Here is a 15,393-nt window from a genome sequence, read left to right as displayed (position 1 = left end):
AAAATATGCATTCACTTTATTATTTAACAATTAACAAACCAGACAACAGAAAACTGCTGGGTGATAACTATATATTTACTCTTTAAAATAAAGGAGTTAAATAAAAATTAAAAATATTAATCATTTAGAATCATATAGTTAGAGATAAATTATTAATTCAGAAAATAAAAAAGAAATAAATTAATAAAGAAATGCCCATTGTATTGATTTGTAATAGAAGGTTTAATTAACACCCTAAAAAAACATAAGTAACTCACTCATTCCCCATGACCACTGGCGAGTGACGTGAAAAATTAGTCGGACTATGATTTTGGATAAAGCATGAAGCCAAATAAAGCTAAAGTAAGGGTTCACAGCAGTGACTCGCTACCGGAAATAATGACTCTGGACATTAATAAACTTGGGCGTCCTTATCATAAAATACCAAAAATAGTGGGTAGCTATTTTGCTGTAATTGAAAAGCAAGTTAGCCTCTATTTTTTAAGAAAATACAGAATCAATATCACGTTAAAAGATATCAAGTTCAAAACAGATTGCCATTACAATAATTCTCAAACACTCAGTAGCCAAATAGGGAATATTGCCTTTGATATCGACCGCACTCTGCTGCTTAATATTCTTAATGACTACTATGGTTTAACCAAAGAAAAGAGCACTGTTTCCGTCTTGGATAACACACCAAAAACCCAGACAGAAGAGAGACTAAAAAACAAACTAAGCATAGAAATAGCTGATTTGATTCTTAATCAGCCGGTATTTGGTGAGCCATTAGTGATCAAAAACAACAATTCCACACCTATTGTTAGTTGGTCTTATCAGATGGATTTTTTGCTAAAGGATTATGAGAATGTCGGTTTTACATTGCTTATTGATACTCCTAATGTCGACAGATTGCTTAATACATTGCATACCGGAATCAAAGAAGAAAAGAAAACTCAGACATTATCAGTAACCCAATTTAATCAATTGGTAAGCCAATTACCTATTCAGCTTACCAGTCAGTTAAGTTGTAGTGACCTCACATTATTTGATCTGATGGCAATAAAAGAGGGCGATATCATCCCTACTTCTCTACCTGAGCGATTCCCCGTATTTATTGGCAAGCAACCCTTATTTAGCGCTGTCGTTACTGAGAGTCGCGGCAAACTATTTTTATCTGAATTTAATGACAAAACTAATGAGATGAACCATGACTGACCAATCAATTGAACTCAGCAACGATCTAGATTTTAATTTTTCACCACCAGAGAATGAAGTTAATGTGCCATTTTCTGTCCCTACGGCTTCAGTGCCCGCCGTGGATAACAGCCAGCATGAACAGCAACGAAAAATATCGCTGTTCAGTCGTATCCCTGTCACGTTAACACTGGAAGTCGCCTCGGTAGATATTCCACTTTCTGAATTGATGTCAGTGAATAATGATTCAGTAATTGAGTTGGATAAACTGGCCGGTGAACCACTGGATATTAAAATTAATGGCATCATGTTCGGTCAAGCTGAAGTCGTGGTGGTCAATGAGAAATATGGCCTGCGTATTATCAGCTTCAATAGCCAAAGCCTAGGTGAACTCGCTTTATGATCTTGAGTCGCCTGCCAACTATGACAGCTAAAATCATCAGCAGTGGCTTGGTTATTAGCGCATTACTGTATTCCCCTCTTCTCCTTGCGCAGCAGGGGGGGATTACCCTCTTTAGCACGGCACAGACTGCTGCCGGTCAGGATTATAACGTCAAGATTGAAATCCTGATCCTGATGACACTGCTTGGCCTATTGCCCATCATGATGCTGATGATGACCTGTTTTACCCGCTTTATTATTGTACTGGCGATTTTACGTCAGGCACTGGGATTACAGCAAAGTCCCCCCAATAAAGTGCTGACCGGTATTGCGCTAGCACTCACCTTACTGGTGATGCGCCCGGTATGGACTAAGGTCCATCAAGATGCCGTCATCCCCTTTCAGAATGATGAAATCACTTTGCCACAAGCATTGGCCCGCGCGGAAATCCCTCTTAAGAATTATATGCTGGCACAGACCAGCAATAAGTCGCTGGACCAGATGATGGATATTGCTCAAGTCAGCGGCGAGCCGCAACAGCAAGATCTTACCATCGTGACGCCCGCGTATTTGTTGAGTGAATTGAAAACCGCCTTCCAGATTGGCTTTATGATTTATATCCCTTTTTTGGTCATCGATCTGATTGTCGCCAGTATTCTGATGGCAATGGGGATGATGATGCTGTCGCCTCTCATCGTCTCGTTACCCTTTAAATTAATGCTGTTTGTGCTGTGTGATGGCTGGACATTAATTGTCGGGACGCTGACTGCTAGCGTGCAGGGGCTATAGCATGATGACCACTGATATTGCCGGGGACATTATTGCCACAGGGTTGCATCTGGTATTGATCATTTCGGTGGTTGCCATTATTCCCAGTTTATTAACCGGGCTATTGGTCAGCATCTTTCAAGCTACCACACAAATTAATGAGCAAACCCTTAGCTTCCTACCGCGCCTGGTGATGACCATGCTGGTATTAATCTTTGCCGGTAAATGGATGATGACCAAACTGAGTGATTTCACCATCGCTATTTTCCAGCAAGCCGCACAGTTGGTTGGGTAACAGGCAATGGGAATCGATATTCAAACACTCACCACGCCGGTATTTGCACTTTGGCTACCCTTTGTTCGGATTTTAGCATTTTTCCATTTTTGCCCGGTTCTCCAGCATCGCGCTTTTCCCCGTAAAGCGAAGATTGGCACCTCACTGCTGCTGGCGATTTTAATCACCCCAATGCTCAGCCAGCCGGTGACCCTTGGTGAGTTATTATCGATGAATTCACTACTGCTCACCGGCGAACAAATCCTGTGGGGCTGGTTATTTGGCTCCATGATGCAACTGGTTTTTGCCGCCTTACAAGCCGCTGGCCAGATTTTATCAATGAATATGGGTTTAGGCATGGCAGTGATGAATGACCCAACCAGTGGTGCTTCAACCACCGTGATTTCACAAATTATTTTTGTTTTTAGCACACTTATCTTTTTTACGATGAATGGGCATTTGTTGCTGATCACCATCCTGTATAAAAGTTTTATTAGTTGGCCAATGGGCGAAGCTATCAATGATTTCTCCTTACGATCATTGATATTAAGCTTAGGTTGGATCATGTCATCCGCCACACTGCTGGCGCTGCCAACCACCTTTATCATGCTGATCGTGCAAGGATCTTTCGGTTTACTGAACCGAATCTCTCCGACCTTGAACCTTTTTTCTCTGGGATTCCCCATAGGCATGTTGTCCGGCCTGTTGTGCCTACTGCTACTGGCCATCAATGTGCCGGATCATTATCTCAATTTGACCAATGAGATCCTGACGCAGCTTGAACAGATGAAGGTGTACTGATGTCATCGAACAGCGGAGAGAAAAGTGAAAAACCCACCAGCGGTAAGCTGCTGAAAGCGAGAAAGAAAGGGGATATTCCGCGATCTAAAGATGTCACTATGGCGGCCGGATTGGTGACATCATTAGTCACTCTGACGCTATTTTTACCCTATTACAAAGAGTTAATTGGTGAGTCATTTTTGGCGGTTGGCCGTACAGCGGGCAGAATAGATGATCCCGCAGCACTGGAACAATTACTACTAACCAACCTATCGATATTTTTCAAATTTTTGCTCACGTTAACCCCGATCCCACTGGTCAGTATATTGGCAACTTTAGTTCCTAGCGGCTGGAATTTCACACCGGTAAAATTAATCCCGGATTTTAAAAAACTCAGTCCGTTGGCAGGAATTAAAAAGATATTTTCAGCGAGTAATGGCACCGAAGTCCTGAAGATGCTCGGCAAATGCAGCATCGTGCTTTACACCTTATATCTAATGGTCAATAGCTCGCTGGTCGATTTGTTGCGCTTACAAGCATTGCCGCTACAGGAAGCGATTACTGAAGGATTTATTTTATATCACGGCATTTTGGTTTATTTCATCGCCATTATTGTCATTTTTGCCGCGATTGATATTCCACTTAGCAAATATCTTTTCACCAAGAAAATGAAAATGACTAAGCAGGAGGTGAAACTAGAACACAAGAGTAATGATGGTAATCCAGAAATTAAAAATAGGGTTCGTCAGTTACAACGGCAGTTTGCTATGGGACAAATTAATAAAACCGTTCCAAATGCTGATGTTATTATTACTAACCCAACGCATTTTTCAGTAGCATTAAAATATGCTCCGGAGAAAGCCAGTGCGCCTTATATTATCGCAAAGGGGAAGGATGACATTGCATTATACATTCGGACTATAGCTAAAAATAATGATATTGAAATTGTTGAGTTTCCTCCTTTAGCGCGTGCTATTTACCATACTACCAAGGTCAACCAACAGGTTCCAATCCAGCTATATCGCGCCATCGCTCAAGTATTGACGTATGTGATGCAAGTCAAGTCTTGGCGCTCAGGCATGGCTAATAAACCGGTATTAAATACCCACCTTGGTATTCCCAAAGAGATGCAGAAATTCCATGATGAAAAATAAGTTTAGTTATCTTACTCATATATTGAGAGATATGCATGTTACCGTTCCAATATTAATTCTTTGCGTGTTGGCAATGGTTATTTTGCCGCTATCACCTATTGTATTGGATATTTTATTTACCTTTAACATTGTGTTATCTGTATTGGTTTTATTGGTTAGCGTAAACAGTAAACGCCCACTTGATTTTGCAATATTTCCGACTGTACTACTGATTGCGACCTTAATGCGCTTAACATTAAATGTAGCGTCAACACGAGTGGTATTACTCAATGGTCATGAAGGTGTTGGTGCTGCCGGTAAAGTGATTGAAGCTTTTGGTCAAGTGGTGATTGGCGGCAACTTTGTCGTGGGTTTCGTGGTGTTTATCATCCTAATGATCATCAACTTTGTGGTCGTGACAAAAGGTGCCGAGAGAATTTCGGAGGTTTCCGCCCGCTTTACGTTGGACGCGCTACCGGGTAAGCAGATGGCTATTGATGCCGACCTTAATGCCGGATTAATCAATCAGGAACAAGCCCGCCGGCGACGTAAAGAAGTGGCCAGCGAAGCCGACTTCTACGGAGCAATGGATGGTGCATCCAAGTTTGTTCGTGGTGATGCTATCGCCGGTATTATGATTCTGGTGATCAATGTGATCGGCGGCATCTGTATCGGTATTTTCAAATACGATCTCAGTGCTAGCCAGTCATTCCAGCAATATGTATTACTGACCATTGGTGATGGTTTGGTTGCGCAAATTCCTTCACTGTTATTAGCCACCGCAGCGGCAATTATTGTTACCCGGGTAAGTGACGGCGGTGATATGACTGATGAAATTAAAGATCAGTTATTGGCAAAGCCAACCATTTTATATGCTGCAGCATTTGTAATGTTCATTCTCGCCATTGTGCCGGGGATGCCCCATCTTGCCTTTCTCAGTTTCACCGGATTACTCCTGTTCGCCGCTTGGCAGCAAAGTAAAAAAATACAGCAAGCGAATATTGAACCCGATCTTACAACCCTCAGCCAAGCAATTTCAGAAGATAACTCACTCAATATTAATTGGGATAATATACCCGCCGTAGAGCCTATTGGGCTGAATCTTGGCTATAAATTGGTGACACTGGTTGATGAAGCAAAAGGGCGTCCCTTAATTCAGCGATTACGTGGCGTGCGACAAATTATCTCTGAAACCTGCGGAATTATATTACCTGAGGTAAAAGTACGGGAAAATTTTCGCTTAAAGCCCTCTCAGTACTCGATTAATGTCAATGGCGTCAAAGTCGCGGGCGGTGAAGTTTATATTGATAAGCTAATGGCTATTCCTACCACTGAGCAATATGGAGAAATGGATGGTATTTTATCAATAGACCCCACCTATGGCCTGGCGGTAGTGTGGATAGATCCACAAAATAAGGCAAATGCCTTAAACTTTGGCTATCAAATAGTCGATTGCGCCAGTGTAGTGGCAACTCATGTCAATAAAGTGGCGCGCGAGCACCTGCCGGTGTTATTTAATTACGACGATATAACGCAATTACACCAACGGCTTGAGTCATTGTCACCCCGACTGGCAGAAGATTTTGCCGCTGAGTTTAATTTTAGTGAGTTATTAAAAGTCTACCGGCAGTTATTAACTGAAAATGTCTCTCTTAAAGATATTGTGACTATCGCGACCACATTATTAGACAGTGCCAAAATGACGAGAGATTCACTTTTATTAACCTCCGATGTACGGTACGCGTTACGAACCGGGATCGTCAATAGCATCAATGGTGATGATAAGAATCTGTCGGTTTACACCATTAATAACACGCTAGAGAATATGTTGCTTGGCTCACTCAATCAGGCACAGCAAGCAGGAAAAATCGTTCTGGATAATTTCCCTGTCGACCCAAATATTCTGACCCAGTTGCAACAAAATATGCCGATCATCAAAGAACAAATGAAAGCAGAGAATCACCACCCTATTTTGTTGGTCACTCCACAATTACGGCCTTTGATTGCACGCTATGCACGATTATTCTGCAATGGGCTTAACGTATTGTCTTATAACGAAATACCCGATGATATGTCATTGAACGTGATTGGTACGTTAGAATAAAACATTGTTAATTATCATCATAAAAATGGCTACAGTGTCGACACTCATTTCTCGACACCGTAGCCATTTTTTATATGCCTAAAACTTCGCCCCAGATCATGCGTACTGATTCAATTCATCGATTAGGAATAAGAGCACGTCAGCCACTCTTCAGTAACGTTAGCACCTAGGTATATCAGTTATCCATAAAGGTTTGTTGCCATTCAACAATGGTTTTAGGTCTTTTATCTTTGTCTTCAGGCACATTAGTAAAATAATTAACTCGCAGGTTTCCATTCTTATCTGGCGCAACATATGCAGCCCACATCAAGCCGCTACGATTGTACATAATTATTGATGCTCGTTTATTTGCAGCGCCTCGCACCCACGTAGATAATACTTTTGCGCCGCGATTATCCCTGTCTTGGCTATAGATATAAACATTGGCTGAAGCAATAAATTGGGAATAATGTTCACCGACTAAATCACGGAAAATCTTATCATTCTCAGCATCAGTAAAAATACCAATAGAAAGTAAAGTCGGTATTTCGCGTGGATCTTTTTCGGCTCGGACATACTGCCCATCAATAAAGACATCTTTGGGCATTGAGATGCGACACCCCCAACTGCCATTGCTGTGTACCTGTATAGAACCATCTTTTACTGGAATCAGTAATAGCCGACAATTTGCTGTATTTTCAATAAGATCAACCACAGCTAACCCTTCAACCTTACGGGCTTCAGCTCTAAAATTACCGGTATTTTCACCCGACCAGGCACGGCTATCAATACTGAACCCCCACTCTGCAACCCGGGTTATTTTGATAACACCGCCCCGATCATTACCTTTAGTGACATTCCACCATTGACCACGCCAGTCGAAATTTTTATCAATGTCTGACATAGAGGCAATGCCCTGAAAATAAGCTCGCTGGATACAGCTATTACTGGTGCAACTGTTCAGAGATTTTTCCCATGCTTGCCGCTGCTGATAAACTGTTTCAGTGTCATATTTCACTAACATCGCTTGATAAATATCACTGAATGTCTGATCAAGCCAATGAAGATCTTCATCACCGCAAACGGTGTACTCAACCGGTGTTGCTGCTCGCTGGCAGTTTATAGCTAAAGATGAAGATGAGATAATCATCAGCAACAAAAAGAAAACACCGCGAAGATAAACCATATTATTTAGCCCAATGAAAATATATTTTTATTATTAATAAGATAATTTCGAATAGGGTTATTATATCGACTTTATGACTAAAAATCTGTATCTGGCAATAAAAAGCCACCAGACTATGCTGAGTATCCAACACAATCTGATAGCTTATCCATATTATTATTAAGGTAATTATTATATAAAGTTAATATCTCTATGGCACATTCTTAAGCCCTTTCTGGGGTAAATCACCGAGAATAAAATCATGAATGATGTTGTCGAAGTCCTTATCACTGCTAAAACCTAAGGATTTGGCGTAACGCGCATCGAAATTCCCAGGCCAGGAATTCACAATTTTCTCAATGAGCGGATCTTGCTGAACGTTAATTAGATCAGCCACTTCATTACCCGCAATGCGCCGTAATGCATCAATCATTTGTTGCACACGGACAGATAGCCCAGGCAGATTAATCACTCGCCCAGACTTAAGCTGGCTGGCATTCAGTTGGTGCCCATGGATCAGGTTGTTAATCGCCATTTTCGGCGATAACAACCATAAGCGTGTTTGTGGGTTAACCGGACAAATCGCTGCAACCCCCTGTAATGGCTCTCGAATAATGCCGCTGGCAAAGCTAGAAGCGGCACGATTTGGTTTGCCCGGGCGCACCACAATAGTCGGCATTCTCAGGCTACGACCATCAACAAATCCTCGGCGGCTATAATCTGCCAGCAATAAATCATTCAATGCTTTTTGTGTGCCATAGGAACTTTGTGGCGCCCAAACCTGCTCATCTGCTACCACCGCCGGTAACTCACCGCCAAATACTGCCACTGAACTGGTAATAATGACTTTAGGACGGTGCCCCAAGTGGCGCGCCCGTTCTAGTAAACCGCGGGTAGCATCAAAGTTGATGTGCATACCCAGATCAAATTCTTCTTCTGCCTGACTAGAGACGATCGCCGCCAGATGGAAAACCGTGTCAATTTGCTGATCGAAAATACTCGCCAACCATTGTGCGTCAGAGATATCACCACAAAAAACCGCTAACCGCTCATCCGTTATTCCACTCAGCGGCACCACATCACAGGCAATAATTTTGTTGATGCTGCGCTGATGACCTTGGCTGTCCGTCAACGATTCCAGTGTCAGTAAATGTTCTATTAATCGACGCCCCAGAAACCCCGCAGCACCCGTTATCATTATGTTCATGGTCTTATCCTTTTTATTTGCGCAGTTAGCGGTTAACTGTCTTAGCCGGAACTAAAAAGACCAGCCCCGCACCAATAAATAACATGGTGGAAATAATCAACATCCCGATAGTGGTACTTTGCGTCAGATCTTTCAGATATCCCATCATATAAGGGGCAACGAAACCGGCCAGGTTACCCCAAGAGTTAATCAGTGCGATACCCGCAGCAGCGGCAGTCCCCCCAAGGAAGGCGGTCGGTAAGCTCCAGAACAGAGGTAAGGTACTAAGAGCCCCCATAGCGCCTATGGTTAAACCGATCATGGCGATGATGATGTTGTCACTGAAGCTGGCTGAGATAATCATCCCGATCCCCCCCAATGTTGCGGTTAATGCCAAATGCCAGCGCCGTTCCCGCAAGCGGTCGGCACTGCGCGAGACCACAATCATGGTCACAGCCGCTGCTGCATAGGGAATGGCACTCAGTAAGCCAATGGACAGGATATTGGTCACTCCACTGTCTTTAATCAGCGTCGGCAACCAGAAGCCAATGGTGTAAAAACCGGCGATCAGGCAGAAATAAATAAGGGTTAGCAACCAAACTCGCGGTTGCAGGAAAATCTCTTTCAAGCTGCTGTGGACATGATGCTGCGTGTCATTATCGATATTGGTTTGTAAGATTTTTTTCTCTGCGTCGGTTAGCCACTTAGCATGGCCGATCCTGTCCGTCAGTTTAAAAATGACCAAAATACCGATTAATATCGAAGGGATACCTTCCAGAATAAACATCCATTGCCAACCGGCAAAACCGTGGAAACCATTAAAAGAATCCATTATCCAGCCAGATAGCGGTGCACCTATCACCCCAGATAATGGAACAGCGGTGGCGAACAAAGCATACATTCGACCACGGCGGTTAGTCGGGAACCAATAAGAGATATAAAGGATCACCCCCGGATAGAACCCAGCCTCAGCAATCCCTAACAAACAACGCATCACATAAAATGACATCGGCGTGGTGACAAAAGCCATTCCCGCCGAAATAATGCCCCAGGTAATCATGATGCGCGCGATCCACAACCGCGCCCCAACACGATGCAACATCAGGTTGCTGGGAATCTCTAAAAAGAAATAGGCAATAAAGAAGATACCGGCACCAAAACCATACACCGCATCGGAGAATTGTAAGTCATCAGCCATTTGTAACTTAGCGAAACCCACATTCACCCGATCCAGATAAGCCATGACATAGCACAACATCAATAAAGGTAAAATATGCCATGCCGCTTTACGATAGGCATGATTCTCCTCCGGTAACACCTTCGGTATCACTAAAGGTTCGGTCGATAATCCAGACATAGTAGAGCCTCATATTTTAATTATTCGCAGGGAACAGAGGTCAGCCATAATCCTGTCAACTACGGCTGCTGGCGTTGCACATAAATGTTAATTTTAGTTATTTAATGTTTATTAAAGTTAAATCTAAGGGATATATTGAGAAGTAAATGCGATTTAAATCACAATAATTAACATGCAATGATGCATTAAAACACAACAAAATGATTTAAAAGGAATTTTTATTTAATCTTATTCACGGAAAGTAACATCAAGAGCGATAATCGGCAGCAAGTGCCGTTATGAAGAGCAATACCAGAGGGTAAACAGCCAAGTGTGATTCATCCCTCGCAACAAGAAACTATTGCGGTGGGATGTCTCACAAGGAAGCGCTGAGGGATGAAACATGACTTATCAGGCAGACAGCGTTGCGCCGCCGTCTACCACAATATCTTGCATCGTAATATGACTGGCTAAATCTGAGGCCAGAAACACTACGGTGTGGGCAATTTCTTGCGGAGTGGCGATTTTCCCTAACGGGATCCCCAATTTATATTGCTGTGGAAAACCGGCAATCGTCTGCTGCTGAGCATCTTCGCTGCGCCACATGCCGCGCTGCATTGGGGTATCGGTAGATCCGGGGGAGACCACATTGCACCGCACACCGTAGGCCGCTAACTCCAACCCGACACAATGGCTGAAGCTGGTCAATGCAGCTTTAGAAGCACAATAAGCTGACATTTGAATGCGCGGCACATGAGCAGCATTGGAGCTAATAGTCACTACCGCGCCAAAACGCTGCTGTTTGAACTGTGGAATTAACTGGCGCAAGAGATAAAACGTGCCGGAAACATTCACATTAAAACACTGTTGCCAATCTTCGAGACTCAGCGCCTCGGTCTCTGCCAGACGGAGAATCCCAGCACCATTCACCAGAATATCGATACGTGGAACCTGGCTCAATAAATGCTGGCACACCAGTTCCACTTGCTGCGGGTTGCTAATATCCAGTAAAGCCGTGGTGAAAGGAGAGTTTTGCGCCGCCGAAAAGGTTTTATCCAACCCGACGACATCTGCGCCCAGCGCGACAAACTGGCTGGCAATTTGATAGCCAATACCCTGCCCCGCGCCAGTGACCCACACCCGTTTACCGGTAAAATCCATCGGTGTAGCTGGACTGATTGTACGGGTGTTTTTTGCGGATGAAACCTGATTAGCCGCCATTATTCAGCCCCGACCAATGACACATTTTTATCCAGATCGATGAGTTGCGGCTCCAACAGCTTCCACCAACCATTCAAGCTCGGGTTCTTGGCTAACGCGACAAAACTCAGTTCTATACCTTGTTGACGCCACTGTGTGGCTAGCGCCATGATATGCACCGAGCTCAGGCCATAATCGATCAGATTTTCGTTTTCATCGAAATCATCAGCATTCTCATCAATCAGAGCCAATAATTGCTGCTTTAGCTTTTCTTTACTGAAAATGAGTGTGTTTTCGTTCACGTTCGCAACAATTTCATTGGTAAATATCACCCGCCCACTGCGCGTTGCCACATACTTAAGTGCCATCAAATGCTCTTCCAGTGAGAAATCAGCAATAGCATCGGCGACCATAAACGGCTGAATATCTTGCATAAAAGCATCCGTAGCAGTCGTCAGGCAACCGATATGGCCATAAATGCCACAAATAACCAACTGATCACGGCCCTTGTCCGCCATGATTTGGCGTAATGGCGAGCGGTAAAACGCGCTGTATCGCCATTTAACGAGCACTTCATCATCCGTATCCGGTGTCAGTTCTGAAACGACCCGCTGTTTAGCCGGATGATTATTCAAACCCGCGCCCCACATATCATTAAGCAACCCGCGATCCTCAGCACTTTGATGATTAGGCTGAGCAGTATAAATAACGGGTATTCCCTGCTGTTTACAGTAATTTCTCAGTGCAGCGATATTGGCGATAACCTGCTGTATCAAATGGTTATTTTCACCATAAAAGCTCACAAAATAATCCTGCATATCATGGATAAGTAACACGGCACGGGCGGGATTAAACTGCCAATTCACTTTATTCGCCGGAAATTGCCCCACTTTAGGGAGGTCGTAAGCAGAAAGAACCGGAATAGCCATCATAAAATCCTTATTTGCTAAGTGTACTAAGGCGGTCTTGAATATCCTGACGCAACCGTTTTTTATCTATCTTGCCAACAGGAGTCACAGGTAGGTTGGCAACTATTTCAAAACGATCGGGCAATTTGAAATCAGCCACCCCCATCTCACGCAAATATTTACGCAAAGTTACTGGCCGCAAATCGGTATTTGTGACGACAATAAATGCGCAGCTTTTCTCACCCATTATTTCGTCTGGCATAGAAACCAATGCCGCATGAAGAATATCGTTATGGGCCACCAGCAGGTTTTCAATCTCTTCTGCGGCAATCTTTTCACCACCACGGTTAATCTGATCTTTTTCCCGCCCTACTACCCGCAAATAGCCCTCTTCAGTCATCTGTACCAGATCACCGGAATGGTAAAATCCTTCTTTATCAAAGGCATTGGCATTATGGGTTGGACTGCGGTAATAGCCACGGAATGTATAAGGGCCACGAGTCACCAGTGCACCGACCTCTCCGATAGCGACTGGCATCCCATCACTATCCACCACTTTAATTTCGTCATCCTCGCTGATAGGCCGTCCTTGAGTGGTAAACACCAAGTGGTCACTGTCACCAAAGCGGGTGTAATTCACTAACCCTTCCGCCATCCCCAACACCTGCTGCAACTGGCAGCCCAGTATCGGTGGAATACGTCGCGCCAGAGACTCACTGAGTTTTGCGCCCCCTACTTGTAACACCTGCAAACTGGCCAGATCAGCGGCAAAATGCTGTGCAGCTTGTAACCACAGGGCCACAGCGGGAGGAACCAAAGAAGTGAACGTAATTTGGTGGCGCTTAATCAGTGGGAAACAACTCATCGCACTGGGATCTGGGGCCAACACCACACAGCCCCCCACGTAAAATACCCCTAATGCCCCCGGTGAACTGAGCGGGTAATTATGGGCAGCCGGTAAAGCGCAAAGGTAGCGGGTGTGCTCGTCGAGCTGACAAATTTCCGCGCTGGCCCGCACACTGTAGTAATAGTCATTGTGGGTGCGAGGGATCAGTTTTGGTGTCCCGGTGCTGCCCCCAGAAAGCTGGAAAAAAGCCACTTCGTCAGCCGCAGAGGGATGAAATTCGGCAGTTTCATTACCATCCCGATCATTAAATCCCCCCTCGCTATACAACAAGGCCTCCAGCGATTGGGCATAATTTGTGGTTCCTGCCACGATCAGTAATTCCAGCATCGGCATTTTTTTCTGTAGCTCGGCGCAGTAATTCCCTTCGACAAACAGGTTGTGGCTAGCATGAGCAATCAGTAAACGCGGTTGGATCTGTTCAATATAAGCATTTAATTCCAACCGGTTATGACTGAATAATGCATTGACCGGCGCAACACCGATTTTTAATAGTGCAAAGTAAACCAGATAGAATTCAGCACAATTAGGGAGCTGAACCAAGGCGCTATCGCCACGGCGCATGCCCAGATGGGTTAGGCGCACCGCCAACCGCTGAGTTGCCTGCTCGAACTGCGCATAACTGATATGGCGCTCACCACAAATGATGGCCGTCGCCTCCGGCCGCCGCTGGCATTGGCGAGACAAAATCTCCGTCATCGGCTGGTCTGTCCAATAGCCTTTCTCGCGATAGTGACGAGCAAACTCTTCCGGCCAACGGGTAAATTCAATACTCATAGCGGCACTCCTGGCCGGGTGATGGCAATCGCGTTGAGCATGGTGCCCAATTTGGCTTCAGTTTCTGCCCATTCCAGCGCGGGTTGTGAGGCAGCGACAATGCCCGCCCCGGCAAATAGCCGCACTTGTGTTGGGTGTACCGTGGCGCATCGGATAATCACCGCCCATTCACCATTGCCCTGTTCATCGCACCAACCTACAATCCCGCTGAATAATCCCCGCTCAAAAGGCTCTAATTGCTGAATTAACTGGCGGGCTTTTTGCGTCGGTAATCCACACAATGCGGGGGTTGGGTGTAACAGATTCGCCAGCTCTAACACCCGCATCTGTGGGTTTTCCAGCTCGCCACTGATGGCGGAAGATAAGTGCCACAGCGCGGTGGTGCTAAGCAATGAAGGTTGTGAGGGAATATTCAAACTTGAGCAATGTGGCGTCAATAAGCGGCGAACTTCGTCGATAACCAGACGATGCTCATATTGGTCTTTCTCTGAATCCAGTAGTGTCTGGCTAATATCCCAATCATGCTGTGGGTCGGTTTGGCGTTTCGCCGATCCTGCCAACGGATTGGTATAAACCCCAGCCAGATGTTTACGCACCAATAGCTCAGGGCTGGCACCGAGTAATACGCCACCATCCGCAAGCGGCACGCGGAAGTGATGCGCTGTGCTGTTTTGGAGCAGTAAATGATTCATAACCTGATCGCTATCAACCGGGGTATCTGTATCAATTTCCAAAATGCGGGAAAGAACAACTTTATGGATTGCCCCGCACTGACAAGCGGCAACAGCCTCCGCCACAATATGTTTGAACTCATTTTCATCCGGCAAACTGCGACTGGCGAGGGCAGTAACCACCCTACGGCTATCAACACACGCAGCATCCACCAAGGCTTGCCGGTCACAAACCTGATAATGTTCTGGAATAAATAAGCACGATGCCTGACTGGCATCAAAAGGTATTGCCCCGACAATGATAGGCTGTTGTTGCCCGGCATCACGTGCCCGTTGGAACGCTGGTTGTAGGGCTGATTGCAGCGAATTTTCATGGCCAGCACGACTTTGTGCCGCTTGATTAATTCGTTCGAAGATACCCTGAGTTTTGATACTCTGATGTCTTGAAGTAAATAGAAATGTTGAGGATACAGCTGAAAACGGCGAATTAGCGGGCATATCTTCAGAACTGTTATGTTCTTCAGAGCTGCCATGTTCTTCAGAGTTGAAGTACCGCACAAAGACCTCCATCACAATGCAAATGGTAATAATAATTACTATCATTCCCTTTTGTGCGTGGTAAATTACGACCTGGCACTCACATTGTCAATC

At 44.8% G+C, this 15,393-nt stretch carries 14 protein-coding genes; 7 read left to right on the top strand and 7 right to left on the bottom strand.

Annotated elements, in window-relative coordinates:
* Positions 1 to 321: 321 nt before the first annotated feature.
* Genes DX162_RS09075 through DX162_RS09045 form a run of 7 tightly spaced genes read left to right on the top strand, consistent with a single transcriptional unit; the run spans position 322 to position 6,616 of the window.
* The gene (locus tag DX162_RS09075; protein WP_004390052.1) at positions 322 to 1,197 is read left to right on the top strand and encodes a FliM/FliN family flagellar motor switch protein; all 876 of its coding nucleotides are present in this window, start codon (positions 322 to 324) and stop codon (positions 1,195 to 1,197) included.
* Positions 1,190 to 1,579, top strand: coding sequence for a flagellar motor switch protein FliN (gene fliN, locus DX162_RS09070; protein WP_032819598.1), 390 nt, complete (start codon positions 1,190 to 1,192; stop codon positions 1,577 to 1,579). The genes DX162_RS09075 and fliN overlap by 8 nt, the downstream gene beginning before the upstream one ends.
* Positions 1,580 to 1,599: 20 nt before the next feature.
* Positions 1,600 to 2,346, top strand: a complete 747-nt coding sequence (gene fliP, locus DX162_RS09065) for a flagellar type III secretion system pore protein FliP (RefSeq protein WP_004390056.1) — start codon at positions 1,600 to 1,602, stop codon at positions 2,344 to 2,346.
* Between the two features lies 1 nt (position 2,347).
* Positions 2,348 to 2,620 (top strand): flagellar biosynthesis protein FliQ, encoded by a 273-nt coding sequence (fliQ, locus tag DX162_RS09060; RefSeq protein WP_004390057.1) that lies wholly within the window; start codon positions 2,348 to 2,350, stop codon positions 2,618 to 2,620.
* A gap of 6 nt (positions 2,621 to 2,626) precedes the next feature.
* A complete protein-coding gene (gene fliR / locus DX162_RS09055) occupies positions 2,627 to 3,400 on the top strand; it encodes a flagellar biosynthetic protein FliR (protein ID WP_032819599.1) in 774 nt (257 codons plus the stop codon).
* Positions 3,400 to 4,533: a flagellar type III secretion system protein FlhB gene (gene flhB, locus DX162_RS09050; protein ID WP_004390059.1), complete on the top strand. Its 1,134-nt coding sequence runs from the start codon at positions 3,400 to 3,402 to the stop codon at positions 4,531 to 4,533. The genes fliR and flhB overlap by 1 nt, the downstream gene beginning before the upstream one ends.
* Positions 4,520 to 6,616, top strand: coding sequence for a flagellar biosynthesis protein FlhA (locus DX162_RS09045; protein WP_071777593.1), 2,097 nt, complete (start codon positions 4,520 to 4,522; stop codon positions 6,614 to 6,616). The genes flhB and DX162_RS09045 overlap by 14 nt, the downstream gene beginning before the upstream one ends.
* A 175-nt stretch (positions 6,617 to 6,791) precedes the next feature.
* Here DX162_RS09045 and DX162_RS09040 read toward each other — a convergent pair whose 3' ends face one another.
* From DX162_RS09040 to DX162_RS09010, 7 genes are all read right to left on the bottom strand, one after another.
* Positions 6,792 to 7,781, bottom strand: a complete 990-nt coding sequence (locus DX162_RS09040) for a lysozyme inhibitor LprI family protein (RefSeq protein ID WP_004390062.1) — start codon at positions 7,779 to 7,781, stop codon at positions 6,792 to 6,794.
* Positions 7,782 to 7,971: 190 nt separating this feature from the next.
* Positions 7,972 to 8,967: a D-erythronate dehydrogenase gene (gene denD / locus DX162_RS09035; protein WP_032819601.1), complete on the bottom strand. Its 996-nt coding sequence runs from the start codon at positions 8,965 to 8,967 to the stop codon at positions 7,972 to 7,974.
* 25 nt (positions 8,968 to 8,992) lie between these two features.
* Positions 8,993 to 10,303 carry an MFS transporter gene (locus tag DX162_RS09030; RefSeq protein WP_032819603.1) on the bottom strand — a complete coding sequence of 437 codons (1,311 nt, stop codon included), beginning with the start codon at positions 10,301 to 10,303 and terminating at the stop codon, positions 8,993 to 8,995.
* A 390-nt stretch (positions 10,304 to 10,693) separates the two neighbouring features.
* Positions 10,694 to 11,443, bottom strand: coding sequence for a 2,3-dihydro-2,3-dihydroxybenzoate dehydrogenase (gene dhbA, locus DX162_RS09025; RefSeq protein WP_032819659.1), 750 nt, complete (start codon positions 11,441 to 11,443; stop codon positions 10,694 to 10,696).
* A gap of 59 nt (positions 11,444 to 11,502) precedes the next feature.
* The gene (locus tag DX162_RS09020; RefSeq protein WP_032819604.1) at positions 11,503 to 12,411 is read right to left on the bottom strand and encodes an isochorismatase family protein; all 909 of its coding nucleotides are present in this window, start codon (positions 12,409 to 12,411) and stop codon (positions 11,503 to 11,505) included.
* A 10-nt stretch (positions 12,412 to 12,421) separates the two neighbouring features.
* Entirely contained in the window at positions 12,422 to 14,071 is a 1,650-nt protein-coding gene (locus DX162_RS09015; RefSeq protein WP_032819606.1) for a (2,3-dihydroxybenzoyl)adenylate synthase, read from the bottom strand.
* Positions 14,068 to 15,240, bottom strand: a complete 1,173-nt coding sequence (locus tag DX162_RS09010; protein WP_004390071.1) for an isochorismate synthase — start codon at positions 15,238 to 15,240, stop codon at positions 14,068 to 14,070. Before DX162_RS09010 ends, DX162_RS09015 begins: the two co-directional genes overlap by 4 nt.
* Positions 15,241 to 15,393: the final 153 nt, after the last annotated feature.

This window comes from Yersinia kristensenii (assembly GCF_900460525.1).
Classification (GTDB): domain Bacteria; phylum Pseudomonadota; class Gammaproteobacteria; order Enterobacterales; family Enterobacteriaceae; genus Yersinia; species Yersinia kristensenii.
This window is presented reverse-complemented; position numbering and strand designations above follow the sequence as displayed.